Annotated in this window: 17 protein-coding genes; 6 read left to right on the top strand and 11 right to left on the bottom strand. The window is 69.0% G+C overall.

Annotated elements, in window-relative coordinates; genetic code table 11:
* Positions 1 to 282 precede the first annotated feature (282 nt).
* Complete coding sequence (fusA, locus tag MKD38_RS22855; RefSeq protein ID WP_371925733.1) at positions 283 to 2,391, bottom strand: elongation factor G; 2,109 nt, start codon at positions 2,389 to 2,391, stop codon at positions 283 to 285.
* A 294-nt stretch (positions 2,392 to 2,685) separates the two neighbouring features.
* Between fusA and MKD38_RS22850 the strand changes: the two genes are divergently transcribed.
* The gene (locus MKD38_RS22850) at positions 2,686 to 3,315 is read left to right on the top strand and encodes a response regulator transcription factor (RefSeq protein WP_227314635.1); all 630 of its coding nucleotides are present in this window, start codon (positions 2,686 to 2,688) and stop codon (positions 3,313 to 3,315) included.
* Positions 3,316 to 3,392: 77 nt separating this feature from the next.
* Here MKD38_RS22850 and MKD38_RS22845 read toward each other — a convergent pair whose 3' ends face one another.
* Positions 3,393 to 4,160, bottom strand: coding sequence for a FadR/GntR family transcriptional regulator (locus MKD38_RS22845; protein ID WP_252680329.1), 768 nt, complete (start codon positions 4,158 to 4,160; stop codon positions 3,393 to 3,395).
* 167 nt (positions 4,161 to 4,327) lie between these two features.
* On the opposite strand from MKD38_RS22845, the gene gudD reads away from it, so the two are divergent.
* From gudD to MKD38_RS22830, 3 genes are all read left to right on the top strand, one after another.
* Complete coding sequence (gene gudD, locus MKD38_RS22840; RefSeq protein ID WP_252680327.1) at positions 4,328 to 5,683, top strand: glucarate dehydratase; 1,356 nt, start codon at positions 4,328 to 4,330, stop codon at positions 5,681 to 5,683.
* 84 nt (positions 5,684 to 5,767) lie between these two features.
* The gene (locus MKD38_RS22835) at positions 5,768 to 6,790 is read left to right on the top strand and encodes a Bug family tripartite tricarboxylate transporter substrate binding protein (RefSeq protein ID WP_252680325.1); all 1,023 of its coding nucleotides are present in this window, start codon (positions 5,768 to 5,770) and stop codon (positions 6,788 to 6,790) included.
* Positions 6,791 to 6,888: 98 nt separating this feature from the next.
* Positions 6,889 to 7,884, top strand: coding sequence for a Bug family tripartite tricarboxylate transporter substrate binding protein (locus MKD38_RS22830; protein WP_252680323.1), 996 nt, complete (start codon positions 6,889 to 6,891; stop codon positions 7,882 to 7,884).
* Positions 7,885 to 8,014: 130 nt separating this feature from the next.
* Here the strand turns inward: MKD38_RS22830 and MKD38_RS22825 are convergent, their stop codons facing one another.
* On the bottom strand, positions 8,015 to 9,541 hold the full coding sequence (locus MKD38_RS22825; RefSeq protein WP_252680321.1) for an aldehyde dehydrogenase (NADP(+)): 1,527 nt from the start codon (positions 9,539 to 9,541) through the stop codon (positions 8,015 to 8,017).
* Positions 9,542 to 9,655: 114 nt separating this feature from the next.
* Positions 9,656 to 10,570: a 5-dehydro-4-deoxyglucarate dehydratase gene (gene kdgD, locus MKD38_RS22820; RefSeq protein WP_252680319.1), complete on the bottom strand. Its 915-nt coding sequence runs from the start codon at positions 10,568 to 10,570 to the stop codon at positions 9,656 to 9,658.
* A gap of 415 nt (positions 10,571 to 10,985) precedes the next feature.
* On the opposite strand from kdgD, the gene MKD38_RS22815 reads away from it, so the two are divergent.
* Positions 10,986 to 11,966: a DedA family protein/thiosulfate sulfurtransferase GlpE gene (locus tag MKD38_RS22815; protein ID WP_111520919.1), complete on the top strand. Its 981-nt coding sequence runs from the start codon at positions 10,986 to 10,988 to the stop codon at positions 11,964 to 11,966.
* 10 nt (positions 11,967 to 11,976) lie between these two features.
* Here the strand turns inward: MKD38_RS22815 and MKD38_RS22810 are convergent, their stop codons facing one another.
* The 6 genes from MKD38_RS22810 to MKD38_RS22785 all read right to left on the bottom strand — a co-directional run bounded on the left by MKD38_RS22810 (position 11,977) and on the right by MKD38_RS22785 (position 18,694).
* Positions 11,977 to 12,933, bottom strand: a complete 957-nt coding sequence (locus tag MKD38_RS22810; protein WP_252680317.1) for a DUF1177 domain-containing protein — start codon at positions 12,931 to 12,933, stop codon at positions 11,977 to 11,979.
* Between the two features lie 56 nt (positions 12,934 to 12,989).
* Entirely contained in the window at positions 12,990 to 14,150 is a 1,161-nt protein-coding gene (locus MKD38_RS22805) for a porin (RefSeq protein ID WP_252680315.1), read from the bottom strand.
* 120 nt (positions 14,151 to 14,270) lie between these two features.
* Complete coding sequence (gene pepE / locus MKD38_RS22800) at positions 14,271 to 15,026, bottom strand: dipeptidase PepE (protein WP_252680313.1); 756 nt, start codon at positions 15,024 to 15,026, stop codon at positions 14,271 to 14,273.
* 31 nt (positions 15,027 to 15,057) lie between these two features.
* The gene (locus MKD38_RS22795) at positions 15,058 to 16,242 is read right to left on the bottom strand and encodes an aminotransferase class V-fold PLP-dependent enzyme (protein WP_252680311.1); all 1,185 of its coding nucleotides are present in this window, start codon (positions 16,240 to 16,242) and stop codon (positions 15,058 to 15,060) included.
* Positions 16,243 to 16,296: 54 nt separating this feature from the next.
* Positions 16,297 to 17,916: an OPT/YSL family transporter gene (locus tag MKD38_RS22790; RefSeq protein WP_252680309.1), complete on the bottom strand. Its 1,620-nt coding sequence runs from the start codon at positions 17,914 to 17,916 to the stop codon at positions 16,297 to 16,299.
* Between the two features lie 64 nt (positions 17,917 to 17,980).
* Positions 17,981 to 18,694: an IclR family transcriptional regulator gene (locus MKD38_RS22785; protein WP_252680307.1), complete on the bottom strand. Its 714-nt coding sequence runs from the start codon at positions 18,692 to 18,694 to the stop codon at positions 17,981 to 17,983.
* Positions 18,695 to 18,884: 190 nt separating this feature from the next.
* Here MKD38_RS22785 and MKD38_RS22780 point away from each other — a divergent pair, with 190 nt between their 5' ends.
* Positions 18,885 to 21,668, top strand: a complete 2,784-nt coding sequence (locus tag MKD38_RS22780) for a hypothetical protein (protein WP_252680305.1) — start codon at positions 18,885 to 18,887, stop codon at positions 21,666 to 21,668.
* Between the two features lie 18 nt (positions 21,669 to 21,686).
* Here the strand turns inward: MKD38_RS22780 and MKD38_RS22775 are convergent, their stop codons facing one another.
* Complete coding sequence (locus MKD38_RS22775) at positions 21,687 to 22,442, bottom strand: IclR family transcriptional regulator (RefSeq protein ID WP_115665755.1); 756 nt, start codon at positions 22,440 to 22,442, stop codon at positions 21,687 to 21,689.
* Positions 22,443 to 22,602 lie beyond the last annotated feature (160 nt).

The following is a 22,602-nucleotide window of genomic DNA, read 5'->3' as shown; positions in this document are numbered from 1 at the left end:
GCTGTGCTCCTTGTCGCGAGACGGTGGAATGCATGGCGTGCGCAATGACCATGCCTGCGCCGCGTTTGCGTGGTTTCCACGTGGATCGCCGGGCGGTGGCGCCTGCTGGCGCCCCTGGCGGAGGTAATTCTTTCGCGTGGCTTGCAAAAACAACGCATGCCGCATGCCAAGCATCACGCCCAGGCGCGCGCTGCGCGCAGGTCTGCAATAGGCCGCTTGTGCGCTCCCTCTCCCGCATGTGGGAGAGGGCCGGGTCGACGAAGTCCGTCGCCGAAACGTTAGTCAGCCCACCCGTTTCGCGGAGATCACCGCTTCCGCCACATTGGCCGGCGCTTCGGCGTAGTGCTTGAACTCCATGGTGAAGGTCGCGCGCCCCTGCGTCAGCGAGCGCAGCGTGGTGGAGTAGCCGAACATGGTCGCCAGCGGCACTTCGGCGCGCACGATCTTGCCGCCGCCGCCGGCGATGTCTTCCATGCCGTGCACCATGCCGCGGCGCGACGACAGATCACCCATCACGTTGCCGGTGAACTCTTCAGGCGTTTCCACCTCGACCGCCATCATCGGCTCGAGCAGCGTCGGCCGGGCGCGGCGCATGCCTTCCTTGAACGCCATCGAGCCGGCCATGCGGAACGCGTTTTCGTTCGAGTCGACGTCGTGGTACGAGCCGAACACCAGCGTGGCCTTGATGTCCACCACCGGGTAGCCGGCCAGCACGCCCGACTGCATGGTCTCGCGGATGCCCTTGTCGACCGCGGGGATGAACTCGCGCGGCACCACCCCGCCCTTGATTGCATCGACGAACTCGTAGCCGCCGCCATGCGGCATCGGCTCCAGGTTCAGCACCACGTGGCCGTACTGGCCGCGCCCGCCCGACTGCTTGATGAACTTGCCCTCGACGTCGCGCGCCGGCAGGCGGATGGTCTCGCGGTACGCCACTTGCGGCTTGCCGACCGAGGCCTCGACGCCGAACTCGCGCCGCATGCGGTCGACCAGGATTTCCAGGTGCAGCTCGCCCATGCCGGAGATGATGGTCTGGCCGGACTCCTCGTCCGTGGTCACGCGGAACGACGGGTCTTCCTGCGCCAGCCGGTTCAGCGCGACGCCCATCTTCTCCTGGTCGGCCTTGGTTTTCGGTTCCACCGCCTGCGAGATCACCGGCTCGGGGAAGCTCATGCGCTCCAGGATGATGACCTTGTTAGGGTCGCACAGCGTGTCGCCGGTGGTGGCCTCCTTCAGGCCCACCGCCGCGGCGATGTCGCCGGCGCGCACTTCCTTGATCTCCTGGCGCACATTGGCGTGCATCTGTAGGATGCGGCCCAGGCGCTCGCGCTTGCCCTTGAGCGGGTTGTAGACGCTGTCGCCGGAGTTGACCACGCCGGAGTACACGCGGAAGAAGATCAACTGGCCGACAAAGGGGTCGGTCATGATCTTGAACGCCAGCGCGGCGAACGGCTCGTCGTCGCTGGGGTGGCGCTCGGCTTCGCGATCGTCCTCGGTGTGGCCGAGGATGGCCGGCACGTCGGCGGGCGACGGCAGGTAGTCGATCACCGCGTCGAGCATGCTCTGCACGCCCTTGTTCTTGAAGGCGCTGCCGCACAACATCGGCACGATCTCGTTGGCGATGGTGCGCTTGCGCAGGCCCTGCTTGATCTGCGCCTCGCTCAGCGGCTCGCCCGACAGGTACTGGTTCAGCAGCGCCTCGTCGGCCTCGGCGGCGGCCTCGACCATCTTGTCGCGCCATTCCTGCGCGGTGGCGAGCAGCTCGGCCGGAATCTCCTGGTACTCGAAGCGCACGCCCTGGCTGGCCTCGTCCCAGACGATGGCCTTCATCTTGACCAGGTCGACCACGCCCTGGAAGTGGTCCTCGGCGCCCAGCGGAATCTGGATCGGCACGGCGCGGCCGCGCAAGCGCTCGGCGATCTGCGCCTGCACGCGGAAGAAGTCGGCGCCGATGCGGTCCATCTTGTTGACGAACGCGATGCGCGGCACCGCGTACTTGTTGGCCTGGCGCCAGACCGTCTCGGATTGCGGCTGCACGCCGCCGACGGCGTCGTAGACCATGCAGGCGCCGTCCAGCACGCGCATGGAGCGCTCGACTTCGATGGTGAAGTCGACGTGCCCCGGCGTATCGATGATGTTGATGCGGTGCTCGGGATAATTGCCGGCCATGCCTTTCCAGAAGGCGGTGGTGGCGGCCGAGGTGATGGTGATGCCGCGCTCCTGCTCCTGCTCCATCCAGTCCATGGTGGCCGCGCCATCGTGCACTTCGCCCAGCTTGTGATTGACGCCCGTGTAGAACAGGATGCGCTCGGTCGTCGTGGTTTTGCCGGCGTCGATATGCGCGCTGATGCCGATATTGCGGTAGCGCTCGATGGGGGTCTTGCGGGGCACAGTGTTCTCCATGGATGAAACACGCCCGAATAGAGTAGCACCACTGGCCGCTCCCCGTTGCCCCTGCCGCGGGCAGGGACACGTGTTTCGGGTGCGGCTCGCGGACGGTCCCGCGCGTCTGAGGCCGGCCTAGGATTTTCGCTGCAACCGAAGCGGATTCCTCCCATCCTGTGCGCGCCTGCGGCTCCCTATACTGGCGTGGCATCGCGCACCGGCATGCGCCGTTCCTGCCAGCCCGTTCCAGCATCGGGATGTTGCCTCAGCCGATGCCTGCCTAGAACCTGGACCCCGCGCATGACAACCATTCTGATCGTTGACGACCACCCGGCAATGCGGCTGGTGCTTCGGCACCATCTGTCGCAACTGCTTGGCGTCGACGAGGTGATCGAGGCGGACAACGGGCAATGCGCCATCGAAATGGTGCGCGCGCGCATGCCGGACCTGGTGCTGCTGGACCTCGACATCCCGCGCTCGAGCGGGCTCGACGTGGCGCCGCGCCTGCGCGCGATCCATCCGCAGGTGCGCATCCTGGTGGTGACGGCGCTGGACCCGGCCGTATTCGTCAGCCGCTCGTGGCAGGCGGGCGCGCAGGGCTTCGTCAGCAAGACCCAGGATATCAAGGAGATCCTGCGCGCGGTCGAGGCGGTGCTGGCCGGCTATACCGTGTTCCCGGTGCTGGGCCGCGGCGGCGCGCCGCGCCAGTCGATGTCGGCCGACGACGAAATCCTGCGGCGGCTGTCCGACAAGGAGCTGGTGGTGCTGCAGATGCTGGCGCGCGGCATGTCGTACAAGGCCATCAGCGAGAGCCTCTTTATCAGCAACAAGACCGTCAGCAGCTACAAGGCCCGCATCATGAACAAGCTACAGGTCTCGTCGCTGGTCGAACTGGTCGACTTCGCGCGCCGCTGCCGGCTGACGCCCTAGGCGCAGGGCGCCGGCGTCACCATTCATTAGACATCGTATGACTTAACGGCGCATGCCCGCCGCATGCGCGTCCCGCCTCAGCCTTGCGGGTTGGCCGAACCGGACGCCTTGCGCAGCCGCTCGCGGCTGTTGGTCAGGTGCATGCGCATGGCGGCCTTGGCGGCGTCGGGGTCGCGGCGCTCGATCGCGTCGTAGATGTTCTCGTGCTCGATGCTGACCCGCTCCAGGTACTGCACGCGCTCGGGCGTGCTGACCTGCAGCCGGCTGCGCGGGATCACCATGGTGCCCAGGTGGCCCATGATGTCGGTGAAATAGCGGTTGCCGGTGGCGCGCGCGATGGCCAGGTGGAAGGCGAAGTCGCTTTCCACCGCGTCATTGCCCGCGCCGGCGCCGTGCTTGAGCTCGTCCAGCGCCTGGCGCATCGCCACCAGTTGCGCCTCGGTGCGGCGCGCGGCCGCCAGGCCGGCCGCCTCGGCTTCCACGCTGACGCGGAATTCCAGCATCGCCATCACATCCATGGCCGTGCCCAGCGCGTCCGGCCCGATCCGGAACGGCGACGGCGCCTCGGCCGGGCGTTCCAGCACGAACGTGCCGATGCCGTGGCGCGTCTCCACCAGGCCGCTGGCCTGCAACCGCGACAGCGCTTCGCGCACCACGGTGCGGCTCACGCCCATGGTGGCCATGATCTCGGATTCGGTGGGCAGCTTGTCGCCGGGCTTGAGCTGGCCCTGCCGGATCTCTTCGCCAAGGGCTTGTACGACTTCCTCGGCAAGGGTGCGGCCGCGGCGGCGCAACGGGGTGGGAGCGGAACTCGGGTTCGGCACAAGAGGCTGGGCGTTCGGCATGGCAGCTACATACGATACGGGGATACGGGCGGGCTTTCCCGGACTTGACCGGCCCGAGATTGCCTCATTATACTGGGTTATCAGTCATACGATGACAGATAACATACGCAACACAAGGCCCGGGTGAAGAATCGTACGCCCCGGGCCATGCCGGAGACAGTCCCGAGATGACCCCTACCGCCGCCCCCTTGGCGTCCGCCCATACCCCGGTCGTGACCGAGCTGACCGTGGTGCCCGTCGCCGGGCATGACAGCATGCTGATGAACCTGTCCGGCGCCCATGGCCCGTACTTCACGCGCAATATCGTGATCGTGCGCGACAGCGCCGGCCATACCGGCGTCGGCGAAGTGCCGGGCGGCGAAGGCATCCGCCAGACGCTGGAAGACGCGCGCCCGCTGCTGGTGGGCCAGCCCATCGGCCAGTACCAGGCCGTGCTGAACCGCGTGCGCGCGGCCTTTGCCGGCCGCGACGCCGGCGGCCGCGGCCTGCAGACCTTCGACCTGCGCATCACCATCCACGCCGTCACGGCGCTGGAGGCGGCGCTGCTCGATCTGCTTGGCCAGCACCTCGAGGTGCCGGTGGCCGCGCTGCTGGGCGAAGGCCAGCAGCGCGACGCGGTGGAGATGCTGGGTTATCTGTTCTATATCGGCGAGCGCCAGCGCACCACGCTGGACTACCGCACCGAACCCGACGCGGACAACGCGTGGTTCCGCCTGCGCAATGAAGCGGCGATGACGCCCGAGGCCGTGGTGCGCCTGGCCGAAGCGGCGTATGAGCGCTACGGCTTCAATGATTTCAAGCTCAAGGGCGGCGTGCTGCGCGGCGATGAAGAGATGGAAGCGATCCTGGCGCTGGCCGAGCGCTTCCCCAAGGCGCGCATCACGCTCGATCCCAACGGCGCCTGGTCGCTGGCCGAGGCCGTGCGCCTGTGCCGCGACAAGCGCGGCGTGCTGGCCTATGCCGAAGACCCGTGCGGCGCCGAGGACGGTTACTCGGGCCGCGAGATCATGGCCGAATTCCGCACCGCCACCGGGCTGCCCACCGCCACCAACATGATCGCCACCGACTGGCGCCAGATGGGCCATGCGGTGCGGCTGCAGTCGGTCGACATCCCGCTGGCCGACCCGCATTTCTGGACCATGCAGGGCTCGGTGCGGGTCGCCCAGATGTGTGCCGAGTGGGGCCTGACCTGGGGCTCGCATTCGAACAACCATTTCGATATCTCGCTGGCGATGTTCACGCACGTGGCGGCGGCCGCGCCGGGACGCGTCACCGCGATCGACACGCACTGGATCTGGCAGGACGGCGAACACCTGACCCGCAACCCGCTGAAGATCGTAGGCGGGCTGGTGCAGGTGCCCAGGACCCCGGGGCTGGGGGTCGAGCTCGACCTGGATGCGCTGGCGCGCGCGCACGAGTTGTACCAGCGCAAGGGCCTGGGCGCGCGCGACGATGCCGCGGCGATGCAGTTCCTGATCCCCGGCTGGAAGTTCAACAACAAGGCGCCGTGCATGGTGCGCTGACGCGGCACCGGCGACGACGCCAACGGCCGTTGCCGACCCTCGGGTCGGCCGGCCTCTCTCATCAAAACACTGCAGGAGACAACCATGAACACCTTCCAACGCCAGGGCGCGCCGCGCCTGCCTCACTGGCTGCGCGCCTTCGCGCTCGGCTCGGTCGCCGCGGTCGCGGCGCTGACCTTCATCAGCCCTGCCGGCGCCGCGGCGCAGGACTGGCCGCAACGTCCGGTATCGGTGGTGGTGCCGTTCCCGCCGGGCGGCTCCAGCGACGCCATCGCGCGCATGCTGACGGTGCCGCTCAACGAGAAACTGGGCCAGCCGTTCGTGATCGACAACCGCCCCGGCGCGACCGGCGCCATCGGCGCCACCTATGTCAAGCGCGCGCCGGCCGACGGCTACACCATGATGGTGGCGTCGATCGGCGTCTATGCGGTCAATCCGTTCCTGCAGAAGAACCTGGCCTATGACCCGGCCAAGGACTTCGACCTGCTGACCGTTGCGGTGCGCGCGCCCAACGTGCTGGTGGCCAACCCGCAGTTCCCGGCCAACACGCTGGCGGAACTGGTGGCCTACATGAAGAAGAACCCGGGCAAGGTCAGCTTTGCCTCGTCCGGCGCCGGCTCGTCCGACCACCTGACCGCGGCGCTGTTCTGGCAGAAGAGCGCCACCGACGGCCTGCACGTGCCCTACAAGGGCGGTGGCCCGGCCATTTCCGACCTGCTGGCCGGACAGGTGGACGTGTCGTTCCAGAACGTCAACGCGGTGCTGCAGCACATCCGTGCCGGCAAGCTCAAGGCGATGGCGGTAACTTCCGACAAGCGCTCGCCGGTACTGCCCAATGTGCCCACCATGGCCGAGGCCGGCATCAAGGATGTCGAGGTCTACTCGTGGCAGGGCGTGGCCGCGCCGCGCGGCCTGCCGCCCGAGATCAAGAGCCGCCTGCACGGCGCGCTGGTGTCCTCGCTGAACGACCCCAAGATGCGCCAGAAGCTGTCCGAGAGCGGCTTCGAGGTGGTGGCCAACACCCCCGAGCAGTTCAACCAGTTCGAAGCGCAGGAGCTGCAGCGCTGGAAGACCGTGATCGAGAAAGGCAAGATCGCGCTGGACTGATTACCGCCGCATAAAACCCGATACCAAAGCACCGACCGCGCCGGCCCAGCACGTGCACCGTGCCGCGCCGGCGTGCGCCCTCGACAGGAGACCACAGCATGACCTACGGACGCCGCAACTTCCTCAAGCAATCCTCCGCACTGGCCGCCGGCCTCGCCGCGGGGCCTCTCGCCGGCCTGGCCCCGGCCGCGCACGCCGCGGACTGGCCCAACCGCCCGATCCGCCTGGTGGTGCCGTACACCGCCGGCGGCTCGTCGGACATCATCGCGCGCCTGATCAGCAAGCAGCTGGGCGAGGCGCTGGGCCAGTCGGTGGTGGTCGACAACCGCCCCGGCGCCAACGGCAACGTCGGTGCGGCGCTGGTCGCGCAGGCCACCGACAACCACACGCTGCTGCTGTGCGATATCGGCGCGCTGGCCATCAGCCCGTCGGTCTACACCAAGCTGACCTTCAATATCGCCAAGGACCTGAAGCCGGTGTCGATGCTGGCGTATTCGCCGCACCTGCTGGTGGTGCATCCGTCGGTGCAGGTAAGCAGCGTAAAGGAACTGGTGGCGCTGTCGCAGCGCAGCCAGCTCAACTTCGCCGTGACCGCCATCGGCAGCGCGCCGCACCTGGCCGGCGTGGCGGTGGAACAGGCCACCGGCGCCAAGTGGCAATACGTGCCGTACAAGGGCGGCTCGCAGGCCATTGCCGATACCGTCGGCGGCAGCGCCCAGGTGCTGATGAACGGCATGCTCGCCACGCTGCCGCATGTGCAGTCGGGCAAGCTCAAGCTGATCGCCCAATCCAAGCGCACGCGCATGCCGCTGCTGCAAAACGTGCCGACCATCGCCGAGCAGGGCGTGCCGAACTTCGAGTCGGGCACCTGGCAGGGCGTGATGGCCCCGGCCAGCATGCCCGATGCGATGGTGGCGCGCATCAGCGCCGAACTGATCCGCATCATCCGCGCACCTGACTTGCGCGCCCAGCTGGTGGCGCAGGGCGCCGAAGTGGTGACGATGACGCCGGGGGAAACCGGCAAGTTCTTCATCGCCGAGCAATCGCGCTGGGCGGGGGTGGTGAAGCAGGCGGGGATCAAGCTGGAGGCTTGATGGGGGTGGTTGGCAAGGGACGGCTCGCATGTGAATGCGGGCCGTTTTTTTTGGGGCGCTAGTGTAGGTTTGCGCCCCTTCCAGAAACAAAAAGCCCCGCACCAGGCGGGGCAGATCTCAGCGGCTCTCGCTATTTCCGCAGCGCCGCGGGCAGCAATGCTTGCGGCAGGTTCTGATAGCAAACCGGCCGCAGGAACCGGTCGATCGCGGTGGCGCCCACCGAAGTCGTGCGCACATCCGACGTCGCCGGGAACGGCCCGCCATGCACCATCGCGTACGCGACTTCGACGCCGGTGGGATAGCCGTTGCACAGCACGCGCCCGGCCTTGCGTTCCAGCACCGGCAGCAGGCGCTGCGCCGCCGCGTGGTCGGCGTCGTCGAGTTGCATTGTTGCCGTCAGCTGGCCTTCGAGCTGGCGCGCCACGCTCAGCATCTCGTCCATATCGCGGCACACCACCAGCACCGTCGACGGGCCGAACACCTCGGCCTGCATGCGGTGGTCAGCCAGGAACTGCGCGGCGGTGGTTTCGAACATCTCCGGCCGGGCCTGGTTGGTGCCGCTGGCGTCCACGCCATTGCCGATGCGCTGCAAGCCGGCGAGCGACGCCAGCTGGGCCACGCCCTGCTGGTACGCGGCATGGATGCCGGGGGTCAGCATCGTGGCCGCCGGCTTGCCTTGCAGCGCGCCCAGCGCCGCCGCGCGGAACTTGTCGAGGGCGGGGCCTTCGATGCCGATCACCAGTCCGGGGTTGGTGCAGAACTGGCCGACCCCGAGCACCAGTGACTCGACCAGCTGGCGGCCGATCTCCTCGCCGCGCGCGTCGAGCGCCGCGGGCAGCAGGAACACCGGGTTGATGCTGCTCATCTCGGCGTACACGGGGATCGGCTGCGGGCGCGCGTTGGCGGCGCGCATCAGCGCCATGCCGCCGGCGCGCGAGCCGGTGAAGCCCACCGCCTGGATCGCCGGATGCGACACCAGCGCGGTGCCGATGGCATTGCCCGCGCCCACCAGCAGCGAGAACACGCCCTCGGGCAGGCCCGCATCGCGCACCGCCTGCTGGATTACGCGCCCGACCAGCTCGGAGGTGCCCAGGTGCGCCGGGTGCGCCTTGACCACCACCGGGCAGCCCGCCGCCAGCGCCGCGGCGGTGTCGCCGCCGGCCACGGAGAAGGCCAGCGGGAAGTTGCTGGCGCCGAACACCGCCACCGGGCCGATGGCGATGCGCTGCATGCGCAGGTCCGGGCGCGGCGGGGTACGTTCGGGCAGCGCGGGGTCGAAGGTGGCTTGCTGCCAGCGGCCCTCGCGCAGCACGGTGGCGAACAGGCGCAGCTGGCCGGCGGTGCGGCCACGCTCGCCCTGCAGGCGCGCGAGCGGCAGCGCGCTTTCCAGGTGGGCGCGCTCTACCAGCGTGTCGCCGAGCGCCTCGATGCCCGCCGCGATGGCCTCGAGGAAGGCCGCGCGCTGATCGGGCGTGGTGTTGCGGTAGGTGTCGAAGGCCGCCTCGGCCAGCGCGCAGGCGCGCTCGACCTCGGCCTCGCCGCCGCCGTGGAAGTCAGGGCCGATCGCCGCGCCGGTGGCGGGGTTGATCGCCTGCAGCGTCGCTTCGGTGCCGCGCACGGCTTGCGCGCCGATCAGCATGTCGCCGGTGATTTGCATGGAAGGATCCTTGTCAGCGTTTTGGAAAGTGGAAACCGGCCGGAGGGCATGCGCCCCGCGGCCGGCTGGTCGGAATGCAATGCGGGACGGCCCGCTGGCCGCCCGCGTGCCGCGTTACTGCGGGCCGAGCTGGTTGATCAGCGCGCCCAGCATCTCCATCTCCTCGCCGGTCAGGTCGGTCAGCGGCGCGCGCACGGGACCGCCGTCGCGGCCCACCAGGCGCGCGCCCGCCTTGACGATGCTGACCGCATAGCCGGCCTTGCGGTTGCGGATGGCGAGGTAGGGCAGGAAGAAATCGTCGATCAGGCGGCCCACGGTGTCGTGGTCGTCCGCGGCGATGGCGCGGTAGAAGTCCATCGCCGTCTTCGGGATGAAGTTGAACACCGCCGACGAATACACCGGCACGCCCAGCGCCTTGTAGGCCGCGGCATAGACCTCGGCGGTGGGCAGGCCACCCAGGTAGGAGAAGCGGTCGCCCAGCTTGCGGCGGATGCTGACCATGGCTTCGATGTCGCCCACGCCATCCTTGAAGCCGATCAGGTTGGGGCAGCGCGCGGCCAGGCGGGCCAGCTGTTCGGCGTTGAGCCTGGAATTGGCGCGGTTGTAGACGATCACGCCGATGTCGACCGCCTTGCAGACTTCCTCCACGTGGGCGGCAATGCCGTCCTGGCTGGCTTCGGTCAGGTAGTGCGGCAGCAGCAGCACGCCGGCCGCGCCCAGGCGCTGGGCTTCCTGTGCATAGGCGATGGCGGTGCGGGTGGGGCCGCCGGCGCCGGCCAGGATCGGCACCTTGCCGGCGCAGGTGCGCACCGCGGTGTCGACCACGGCGGAGTAGTCCTGCGGCGTCAGCGAGAAGAATTCGCCGGTGCCGCCGGCCGCGAACAGCGCGGTGGCGCCGTAGGGGGCCAGCCATTCCAGGCGCGCGGCGTAGGACTTCGGCGCGAAGTCGCCCTGGGCGTCGAAGTCAGTGATGGGGAAGGACAGCAGGCCTTCGGAGACGATTTGCTTGAGTTCGTTGGGTGCGAGCATTGCGGCAGTCCAGGGCGGGCCGATGGCCCGGGGTGGCAGAGGCGGCTGACTGCGGCGTGGCAGGTCAGTCGAGTTATCAGTCATCGTACGACATCAGAATGAGGAACGCAATAGGCCGGCGACGTACCCCGGGTTAACCGGGAGCGGTACAAGGGCCTCCACGGGTGAGAGCGCCGTTCAGTCAAGGCTTCAAACGCTACTGTCATTCCCGCGCAGGCGGGAATCCAGCGTCTTTTGAAGCCACTGGGTTCCCCGCCTGCGCGGGAACGACAGTCGGGGAGCAGGCGTTGTCGGACAACGTAAGTCACATGGCGCATCATCCACTCAGTCAATTTGAATCGACCATGCAAAGCTTCCGCGCCACGACGAACCGCCGGCTGGCACACTGGCGTCCTGGACCAAAGGGGAGAGCGCGGTGGGAGAGTTACAGGCCTTGCTGGAAAACCACGGGCTGATGCTGGTGTTCCTGAACGTACTGGTCGAGCAGGCCGGCCTGCCGGTGCCGGCCTATCCGATGCTGTTCGTCGCCGGCGCGCTGGGCGTGCAGGAGACCGGGCCGTCGATCGGCGCGGTGCTGGCGGCGGTCATTGTCGCCTGCCTGATTGCCGACACTGGTTGGTACTTCGCCGGGCGCCGGCTGGGCCAGCCGATGCTGCGCACGATCTGCAAGGTTTCGATCTCGCCCGATTCCTGCATCCGTCAGACCCAGTCGCTGTACCTGCGCGTGGGGCCGCGCTCGCTGGTGGTCGCCAAGCTGCTGCCGGGGGCCGGCGCGCTGTCGACCGCGATGGCCGGCATGACCGGCACGCCGTTGCCGGTATTCCTGTTCTATGACGCGATCGGTGCGCTGGTATGGGCCGGCAGCGGCCTGCTGATCGGCGTGGTGTTCAGCGACTTCATCGATGCGATCCTGGAGGGCTTCAGCACCTACGGCCATATGGCGCTGGTGGCGGTGGTGGGGGCCTTCCTGGTATTCCTGGCATGGCGCTCGTGGCGCCGACTGCGGCTGCTGCGCATCACCAGGCGCGTGCCGCGCATGAGCGTGGATGAGCTGGAATCGCGCCGGCTGGCCGGCGCGCTGCCGGTCGTGATCGACGTGCGCGCCCATGGCGACGTGCCGATGGAGCGCATTCCCGGCTCGATGGTGCTCGACATGCAGGGCGCGCTCGACAGCCTCGACGCGCTCGGCGTGGCGCCCGCCGAGGCCGACATCGTGGTCTATTGCGCCTGCCCGAACGAGATGTCCGCGGCGCTGCTGGCCGAACGCCTGCGCGTGGCCGGCTATCCCAGGACCTGGGCGCTGGCCGGGGGCTTCGACGAATGGAAGCGGCGGCACGGCGCCACCGTGCCGCCCGCTGTCACCCATCCCGGACCAGGCCAGGCGACGGCACGCTGAGCCGCTGGCTTCAGCGCTGGCCCGCGGTCTGGAACACCGACAGGTCCGGATAGATCGCGCGGATCTTCTCCCACTCGGCGGCGTTGAAGAACTGGCACTTGCCGGCGCCGAAGCGCTTGGACACTTCGACGCAGAAGCGCACCGCCTCGGCGATGTCGACCTCATGGTTGGCCGAGGTCGCGCTGCCCGACACCACCGACTGCGCCGTCACCGCCACGCCCACCACCGGCGCCGGCGTGGCTACGTGCGGCTGCATGATGCTGTTGAAGTGGTACAGGCCGTTGTGGTACGGCGTGATGTCCTGCAGCGAGATCGGGAAGGTCACCGCCGGGCAGCCGGTGGTCGATTCCATGGTCGCCACCAAGTCGGGCGCCACGCGCAGGATATAGCCCTGCATCGCCGTCGGCGAAATTGCAAAGCCGCGGTGCTTGACGATGCTGTTGCCCTTGGACGCATCGATCGACAGGATCGCGTCCATTTCCGGCAGCACCTGGTAGCCGTTCATGGTGTCGGACGACACCGGCATGCCCATGAACGGCACCGGGTCGTGCGGCACCATCGAGACATTGGTCGACAGGTGCGTGGTCACGATCACGTCGCCCGCCACGTGGTCGCCGCGCGCCTTCATCTGCGCCAGCTTCAGCGCCACCGCCAGGCAGCCGATCGGGCCATCGGCATCGGACACCAGCCCCACCAGTTCCGGACGCGCGCCGATGGCGCCGTTGCGGCCGATCACACCCAGCGTCGGCGCCTTGCCGCCGCCGCGCTTGCCGGCGCTGCCCGGGATCACGATGGTGATGAAGTCGGTGGTGTTGGCCGTGTTCTCGGGCGGCGCGTTGTTGACCGTGGTGACTTGCACCGATACGCCAGCCTCGGCGTACGGCGCGAACAGTTCGCTGACGAGCGCGCCGTTGGCGTGCGGGCTGTCCAGGGCTTCGTGAATGACCAGCGTCTGCTGCAGGGCCATGGCTTTCTCCAAAGGTTTCCCCCCGCGTGGCGCGGGCAGGGCGTTCTACAAATCGATCAGAACTGGTGGCGCAGGCCGACCATCACCGTGGTCTGCGTGTCGCGCCCGTCCAGCGGCGTGCCGCTGCCGCCGGTCCAGCTGGTGGTGTTGTTGCCGAACAGGCCCGACCAGTCGCCGTGGACGCGGTCATAGGCCAGCGCCAGGTAGGCGTCGGTGCGTTTGCTGAAGGCGTAGCCGGCCACCGCATACGCGGTGGTGCGGTTGCCGCTGAAGTTGTCGGCGCGGGTGCGGTTGTGCATCACGCTGCCGGTCAGGGTGACGTTGCCGGTCACGGCGTAGCTCGCGCCCAGCGTGAAGAAATCGTCGTGGCGGCTGCTGCCGAACACCGAGCTGATCGCCGCACGGTTGGCCGGCGTGGCGGCGGTCGACATGCTGGTGATGGTGGCCGTATCGGTGCCGCCCTTCGACGAGTCGAAGCCCGCGTCGCGGTCGCTGTGGATGTAGTTGGCGAACAGGCTGGCGCGGCCGAGCGCGGCCTTCAGGCCCGCCAGGTAGATGTTGGCGTTGCGGCTCTGGCTGTCGCGGGTCTGCTGGAAGTCGCCGACGGCGGTGATCGGGCCGGCCGCGTACTTGACGCCGAACGACATCGACGACATCGCGCGGGTGTTGCCCGCGGTCTCGCCGAGCGCGTATTCCGCGATCACCGACACCGGGCCGAAATTGCCGGTATAGCTGACGGCGTTGTCGTAGCGCTGGCCGGTCAGGTAGACCATCCACGCATTGGACGGCGCCGCGCCCACGCCGAGCGGATCGACGTAGTACAGCATGGTGTTGGCGGTGGTGTACTGCCGGCCCAGCGCCAGCTCGCCCCACCGGTTGCCGATCTTCACGTACGCCTGGCGTCCGAACAGCTGGCCTTGCTGGTCGAGCCGGCCGGTATCGGCCAGCAGCCCGTTCTCCAGCACAAAGCCCGCCTTCACGCCGCCGCCCAGGTCCTCGACACCCTTCAGGCCAAAGCGGCTGCCCGACAGGAAGCCTTCGCCGCCCTGCTGCAGGCCGACCTGCGCGTCGCCGGCGGGGTTTGAGTGGGTCTGGTATGTCAGCGCGGTATCGATGACGCCGTACAGCGTGACGCCGGATTGCGCCATGGTGGTGGCGGGCAGGGCCAGCAGCGCTGTAAATGCCAGGCGCATGGCACGGCGAAGGGTTGGGCTCATTTTGTTTTCTCCTCCAGAAGGCAAAAGGGGGCCGCGCGGGCGGCGCAACGCGGCCCGCGGGATTCTTGATTGTTGTGGCCGGGTCGGGCCCGGCGTCAGTGCATCAGCGGTTCAGGCAAATCAGACGGCAAAGTCCGGCCAGTCCTGCATGCCCGCCGGCCCGGTGATCTTCGACAGTGCGAACGCCTCACCCTCGCGAATCGTCTCAACCTGCCCTTCCGCCGGGAACCACAGAGCATTGCGCTCGCCCAGCACCAGGCCGGTCGTGCCATCCGAATACAGCGCCGAGCCTTCCGGCAGCGCAAACACCTGTTCCGGCGCATTGATGTGCAGGAACTCGGCGAGCCGCTCTTCGCGGCTTTCGCCGTTGTGCCCGGCGGGCTTGCCGCTGATGAAGTGCGGGTTGATCTGGAACGGCACCAGTCCCAGCGCGCGCAGCGACGGCGGCTGCACGATTGGCATGTCGTTGGTGGTGCGGATGGTCGGGCAGGCGACGTTGCTGCCGGCGCTCCAGCCCACGTACGGCGTGCCGGCGCGCACCTTGGCGCGGATCGCGTCGACGATACCGGCGTCGTAGAGGCGCTTGAGCAGCGCGAAGGTGTTGCCGCCGCCGACCGCGATGGCGTCGGCCTGCTGCACGGCGCGCCGCGGATCGGCGCTGTGATGGATCGATTCCAGCGCGTAGCCCAGCTTTTCGAACACCGGCCTGACCATGCCCTCGTAGGTATCGAAGCTGAAGGTCACGCCGGCGAACGGCACGAACAGCACCTTGCGCGGCTCATGCTTCAGCAGCGTGTGGATCTGCTCGCCGGCATGCTCGAGGTAGCCGAGGTTGTCCTTGCGCGAGCTGCTCATCAGGAGGATGCGTTGGGTCATGTCTTGCGTTTCCGTCGGTTCAGGTATGGGGTCAGGCAATCGCTGCGCGCACCAGCGCGGCGACGCGGTCGATCTCGTCATGGGTGTTGAAGTAGTGCAGCGACACGCGCGCCATGGTCGACACGCCGTAGCGCGCCAGGATGGCGTCGGCCATGAAGTTGCCGGCTTCGATGATGCATTGCTGCGCTTCCAGCGCGGCGACGATGCGGGCCGGGTCGACGCCGCGCACGTTGAACGGCACGATGCCGATGCGGTGGGCCACATCAGCCGGGCCGTACAGCTCGAAGCCGGGGATCGACGAGAGCTTCGCCACCGCATACTCGGTCAGGTCGCGCACGCGTGTTTCGATGGCGTCGATGCCGATCGCGGCGGCGTAGTCGATGGCGGTGCCCAGGCCCAGGATGGCCGGCACGATCGGGCAGCCCGCTTCGAAGCGTTTTGCGCCCGGCACCAGCGACAACGCGCCGGTGGCGCGGTCATAGGCGCCGTTCCACCAGCCCACCAGCATCGGTTCGATCTGCGCGATCCGTTCGCGACGCACATACAGGAAGCCGGAGCCTTCGGTCGCGCGCAGCGCCTTGCGGCCGCAGCCGGCGAGGAAATCGCAGCCCAGCTCGGCGACGTCCGAGCGCAGCATGCCCACGCTCTGCGCGCCGTTGACCAGCGACAGCACGCCATGCTGGCGCGCCACCGCGCAGATCTGCGCCGCGGGCTGCACCGCGCCGGTGGAATTGGGCAGGTGCGAGAAGGTCAGCAGGCGCGTGCGCGGCGTGATCGCGGCCGCGAACGCCTCTGGCGACAGCAGCCCTTCGCCGTTGGCCGCCACCATCTTCACCACGATGCCGTGCGATTGCTCCAGGCGGCGCCACGGCAGCAGGTTGCTCAACATCTCGGTGTCGGCCACCAGCACTTCATCGCCGGCTTGCCAGGCGATGCCGCGCGCCACGATCGAGATGCTCTCGGTGGCGTTCTTGGTGAAGGCGAGCTCGTCGGCCGCGCAGTTCAGCCATGCGGCCAGCGTGGTGCGCACGGCTTCGACGCGGGCATAGGTCTCTTTGCGGAATGCCGGCAGGTAGATGCCGACATGACCGGTGTCGAGCAGGTAGCTGCGCACGGTGTCGAGCACGGCGTCGGGCGGGATCGAGGCCGCGGCGGTGTCGAGATAGATGGTGGAAGCCGTCAGCGGGGTGTCGGCGCGGATTGCCTTTATATCCATGGAACGTCTCGGGAAATGACATAGGGGCGCAGCGCGTGCGCCCGCAGGTAGGGCTTACTTGTTCAGCTTGGTGACCGAACCGAAAAAGCTGAACAGGGCGTCGCCCGCGATCACGCCGCCAGCGAAGGCGCTCATCTCGGCGACGTGCCTGTCGCCGCGCAGGCGCTGCAGCACGAAGCGGATCGCCAGGCCCGCCAGCACCGCCCAGCCGGCCAGCGGCGAGGCAATCAGCATGCCGGTGGAGAGCAGGATGCCAAGCTGGCGCTTGGAGCCGCCGAGCCACTGCAGCAGCGCGCCGGGAACGGCCCAGATCATCAGGTTGCGCGCGATCTCGGCCGACGAGCCCGCCTTGATCGAGGCCGCGTAGACGCGGTCCACCGGCGGGATCAGGCCCTGCGCGAAGAAGCTGCCGTGGAACACCAGCACCACCACCGCGGCCACCGCAAAGCCGATCATCGCGGCCAGGAACTGCTGCTTGCGCCCGGCCAGCTCGGCTTCCATGTCGCGGCCTTCGCCGCGCAGCAGGTAGCCGGTCTTGAGGTCGTAGCCCATGTCGGCGAAGGCCGGCCCGGTCGCGGCCGAAAAGCCCACCAGCACCGCCAGCGCGGTCGGCGGGAAGCCGATCAGGATGCCGATGGTCAGCGTGATCAGCGCCACCGCGAAGGCCGGGAACCAGCCCGAATGCATCGCCGCGATGCCGACGATCAGCTCGTGCACGTAGGCGGCAAAGGCGGCGTACAGCACGAACAGCACCAGCATGCCCAGCGACATGTCCGAGATATGGCCGGCCAGCACCGAGATCAGCAGCGCGATCGCCAGGTAGATCAGGAAGCCGCCCGACAGGATGCGGCTGGCGCGCGCGGCCGGGACTTCAATGGTGCCCGCGATGGTGCGCGCGTCGGCCGCCGGCGCGTGGCGCGCACGGCGGATTTCATGCGCCACCTGGAACAGCGCGACGATGCCCGCGCCGATCATCAGGCCGTGCGGGATATACGCCCTGGCGATATCGATGCCGGTCAGCGCCACCGAATAGCCGCGCACCAGCAGGCCGATGCCGAACATGGTCAGCGCCGCCAGGTTGCCCAGGAAGGCCGCGCCGAACGCGGACATCGGCACGCCCAGCCACGCACCGCCCACGCCCACGGCAACGCCCAGGCCCAGGAAGGCCGCCTTGCGCCCGCCGCGGTCGCCGGCCCAGATGGCCTCGGCGGTGGCGATGCCGGCCGGCCAGGTGCCGGTGGCCGGGAAGATCCTGCTGCCGAACAGGAAGTACAGCATCGCGCCGTCGACGAACATGGCGATCACCGCGCCGATCAGCATCGGCGTGGCCAGCTCGGGCATGCCCATCGCGTACGGCACGCCGATCGGGATCATCAGCGAGTTGGCGGCGCCGAAGGTGGCCGACGAGATTGCGGTCTGCACCAGGTTCTGCCGCTCCAGCACGCGGAAGCGCCGCGTGATTTCGAGCGGGATGCGCGAGAACACGATCGCGATCAGCGCGCCGATGATCGAGGTGTTGGCCGAGATCCCCAGCGACACGATCAGCTGCATGCCGATCATGGCGCCGAATACGGACAGGCCCACGGAGACCAGCAGCAGCAAGGGCTCCATGAAGCGCGTCCGTGTCGCGGGCTGCGCCGCCATCGGCGCGTTCAGTTGTGTTGGCATGGTCATGTCTTCCACCGCTCCCCGTAGTGTTGTCTGGTTTTGTCTGTTGTGTGTGATGCCTGGCGCGCGCTCAGCGCATGAAACCGGCCACCGGGCCGATGGTGCTGCGCGCCGTGCGCAGCGCCTGCAGCCAGCGCGGCGCCGCGTCCGGCGTCAGCCGCTGCAGCGGACCGGCGATGGCCAGCGACCCCACCACCGCCTGGCTGTCGCGCTGGAACAGCGGCAGCGCCAGCCCGGCCACCGTGGCGGCGGATTCCTCGCAGGTGTAGGCCCAGCCGTCGGCGCGGACCTGCGCCAGCCGCGCTTCCAGCCCGGGCGCGTCGCCGCCAAGCCGGCGCCGGAACGCCTCCGGCTGGAACGCCAGCATGGCCTTGGCATGCGCGCCCGCGTCGAGGATGAAGCGTTGGCCCACCTCGATCGAAAAGCGCAACTGGTGCTGGCTGTGCGCGATGTCCGTGCACAGGCCGTGGTCACCGTCCAGCCACGACAGGAACACGGTTTCACCGCATTGCCGCGCCAGCGCCTCGAGCGCGGGCTGCACCACCTCGGCCGGTGAAAAGGTCTTGCGCGTGACCTGTCCCAGTTCGAACCAGCGCAGGCCAAGGGCATAGCGTCCTTGCGCGTCCTGCACCAGGAAGCCGTTGGCGGCGAACGTCGCCAGCACGCGGTGCACCACGGCATGGTGCACGCCGCTGTGGCGGGCCAGCTCGCGCACGCCCCAGCTGGGCTGGCGCACGGTGAAGTGGGTCAACAGCGCCAGCGCGCCGTCCAGGGTCTTGAGCATTGCCGAGCGAAGCTTGGAATTACATGTGTCTCTATATAAGAGACAACGTCTCTAATACAGAGAAATGCTAGGCCTCGCTGTCACCCGTAACAATCAGGGTTAACGCGCAGTCGTCTCCCCGATTGGGGCGAATATCGACCATGCGCTCTTGCCTATACTTGGCGCAGGCCGACTGCTACGGGAGGCACCCATGGCTGCGGAAGACCACGGTTACGGCGACGAAGCGGCCCGCATCGCGCACCGCCGCCGCCTGCTCGGCATCGCGCCGCGCACGCAAGAGGGCCAGCGCAACTGGGCGCTGGCGTTGTCCGGCGGCGGCATCCGCAGCGCCACCTTCTGCCTGGGCGTGATGCAGGCGCTGGCCGGCACCGACATGCCGGCAGGCGCGACCGCGGCCACCCCGCCCGGCGGCGCGCCCAAGACGCCCGCGGCGAGCACCGCCGCCGCGGCGCAGACCGTTCCCGGCTTGGCTTCGCTGCTGGCCCAGTTCGATTACCTGTCGACCGTCAGCGGCGGCGGGTACCTTGGCGCCTTCTTCGTCAGCCTGTTCGTGCCCGGTCGCCTGCGCCGCGGCACCGGCCCGGTCCAAGCCGCCGCCGACGCCTACCACACGCTGCAATGCGAGCCACCGGGACGCATCCACACCTCGGTCTCCTATGCCGCTGATCCCGGCCGCGGCGCGGTCGCGTGGCTGCGCGAGAACGGCCGCTACCTGTCGCCCACGGGCGCGGGCGACAACCTCTATGCCGCCGCGCTGGTGGCGCGCAACTGGCTGGCGATGCACTACGTGATCGGCAGCGCGCTGCTGGTGTTGCTGTCGCTGCTGGCGCTGCTGCTGCACGGCGCGGCGGGCGCCTGGTACGGGTTCGGACGTTATGAGATGGACCTGCTCCACGATGCGCGGCAGGCCTTCAACCAGGGCGAATGCGCGATCTGGTGGAGCCCGTTGCTGTGGCTGCCGCTGGTGACGGTGGTGCTCGGCGCGGTGCCGCCCGGCCTGGCGTACTGGCTGGTCTATCCGCGCGCCAGCGAGCCGCAGGCGCCGGGGCGCTTCTTCAGCCCCGCGCCGATGGTGGCCACGCTGCTGGGACTGCTGTTGCTCGGCGCCGCGTACGGGTCGGAACGGATCGGGGCGCAGCCGCTGCCGGCGCAGTTGTTTGCCGCACTGGGCGTGCTGACCTGGCTTGGCGTGCTGGCCTGCCTGGTGATGCTGCAGGGCGAGCCGCGCACGGTTTCCGGCTATCGCGTGCGCGCCACGCGTGCGCTGCGCACGGCAGTGACGCTGACGCTGTGGCTGGCGGCACTGGGCGTGGCCGATACCGTCGCGCGCACCACTTACCTGTATGCCCAGGCCGCTGGCCATCCGTGGGGCGTGGCGCTGCCCGCGAGCGCGCTGGGCGTGCTGGTCTGGCTGGTGCGCTACGGCGCGCGCCGGCTCGATGAAGGCCGCAAGGGCAGCGCCGGTACTGCCTGGCGCGCACTGTGGGCACGCCTGCCGATCTCGCTGCTGGCCGGGGCGGCCGCGGCGGTGCTGGCGCTGCTGCTGTACGTGCTGTGGTCGTGGCTGGTGCTGTGGGTGCGCTGGAATGGCCGCGAGCCGGTCGACTGGCTGGTGTATGGCACCGCCTACACGGGGCCGGCGCTGGCCACGCTGACGGTGGTGGCGCTGGTGCTGGCGCTGGTCGCCGGCCGCTTCACTGGCTTCCTGAACCTGTCCACGCTGCAACCCTTCTACGCGGCGCGCCTCACGCGCGCCTACCTGGGAGCGTCCAACGGCGAGCGCTTTGCCGCACCCGATCCCGATCCGGCGGCGGACCGGCGCCGGCGCGCGCGCTTCAGCGTGGCCGAGCCCGTGCCCGGCGACCAGCTCAGCCTCAACGCCTACTACGACCCGCACGTGCTGGCGCCGCTGCACCTGATCAACGTGACGCTGAACCTGACTGTCGATCCCGCCGAGCAACTGGTCCAGCGCGACCGCAAGGGCAAGCCGCTGTGCCTGGCACCCGGTGCCGGCCTGCCGCAGCCGGGCGCCGCGAGCGCGATCGCGCCGGACGCCTATGCGCGCTTCACCGTCGATGGCTGGCAGTGCTGCCCGGATGCGTCATGGCCGTCATCGGGCAAGCTGGCGCAAGCGCTGACGGTGGGCGACTGGATCGCGATCTCGGGCGCGGCGGTGTCCACCGGGCTGGGCCGTGCCACCACGCTCGGCACATCACTGTTGCTTGGGCTGGCCAACCTGCGGCTGGGCACGTGGTGGCCATCATTCCCGGCCCGCTACGCGCGTCGCGGCGGGCGCGAGGGCGAGCGCTGGCGCCATCCCGAACGCGCCACGCATCCGTGGCTGGCCGCCGGCATCTTCCGCACGCAGTATTACCTGGGATGCGAGCTGAGCGCGCGCTTCCACGGTACGCGGCGCGGCTGGCAGTACCTGTCGGACGGCGGCCATTTCGACAACACCGGTGTCTACGAACTGCTGCGCCCCGGCCGGGACGTCGCGCTGATCGTGCTGTGCGACTGCGGGGCCGATCCCGACTATCGCTTCGGCGACCTTGCCAACCTGATCCGCCTGGCGCGCATCGACCATGGCCTCGAGATCGTCGTCGATACCGAGGCCGCCACCACGCATCCGGTGCTGAGCCGAGTCTTCGGCGTGCCGGACGATTTCGTGCCGGGTCAGTTGGCCAGCGCCGGCGCCGCCGACAAATGCGCGGTGCTGCTCGACGTGTTCCGCACCGACCCGGCCTGCGCGGCGCCGCGCGCGCGTGTCTGCCGCATCGTGCTGATCAAGCCGCGGCTGGTGTCATGGGCGCCGGCCGACGTGCGCCACTATGGCACCACGCACCCGGCCTTCCCACAGGAAGGTACCGGCGACCAGTTCTTCGACGAGGCGCAATGGGAAAGCTACCGGGCCCTCGGGCACGCGCTTGGCAAGCGCGTGCTGGCCGGCGACGTGGGCAAGGCGCTGCTGGCGTGATCGCGCGCTGAGCTGGCCTCAGCGCACGAAGCCGATCACGTCTTCCAGCCGGCCGCTGGCATCGCGCAGCGCCTCCAGCAGCCGCGGCACGGCGGCGTCGTCAAGCCGCTGCTGCGGCCCGGCGATGGCGACCGAACCCACCACCGCACTGCGGTCGCGCGACCATAGCGGCAGGGCCAGCCCGGCGACGCTGGCCGCGGCTTCTTCGCGCGTATGCGCCCAGCCGCGTTCGCGCACTTCGGCCAGCTGCTGCTCGATGCGCTCCCGTTCCAGCGCGGTATGCGGACCCATGCGCGCCACGCCCTGGCGGTAGACCTCGTCGCGAAAGGCCTCGTCCTGGAACGCCAGCATGGCCTTGGCGTGCGCGCCGGCATAGAGCGGGAAGCGCTCGCCCAGCTCGATCGAAAAGCGCAGCTGGTGCTGGCTGTGCACCAGCCCCACGCACAGGCCTTCATGGCCATCGAGCCACGACAGGAACACGGTCTCGCCGCTTTGCGCGGCCAGCTTCTCCAGCACCGGGCGCACGATCTCGTCGGGCGAGAAGCTCTTGCGCACCACCTGCCCCAGCTCGAACAGCCGCAGCCCCAGCGAATACTTGCCGGTGGCCGCGTCCTGCACCAGGAAGCCGTTGGCGGCAAACGTGGCCAGCACGCGGTGCACCACGGCGTAATGCACGCCGCTGTGCTTGGCCAGCTCGCGCACGCCCCAGGTGGGCTGGCGCACGGTGAAGTGGGTCAGCAGGGCCAGCGCGCCGTCCAGTGTCTTGAGAGTCATCGATCGTTCCTTCGCATCGGGCTGAATGGTAAGGGCAAGCGGCGCGCGGCTCAATCCTTGCGCCCGCTGTGGCCCCACCGCGCCCGGCGATACCCACGCCGCCCGCAGGGCCGCAAAGCCGCCGCCAGCACGATCGGCGCAGGCTCACTACCATAGCGAA

This window comes from Cupriavidus sp. WGlv3 (assembly GCF_023952475.1).
In the GTDB taxonomy this organism is placed as follows: domain Bacteria; phylum Pseudomonadota; class Gammaproteobacteria; order Burkholderiales; family Burkholderiaceae; genus Cupriavidus; species Cupriavidus phytorum.
The sequence above is the reverse complement of the archived record's forward strand: the minus strand, read 5'-3'. Positions and strand labels throughout refer to the sequence as shown.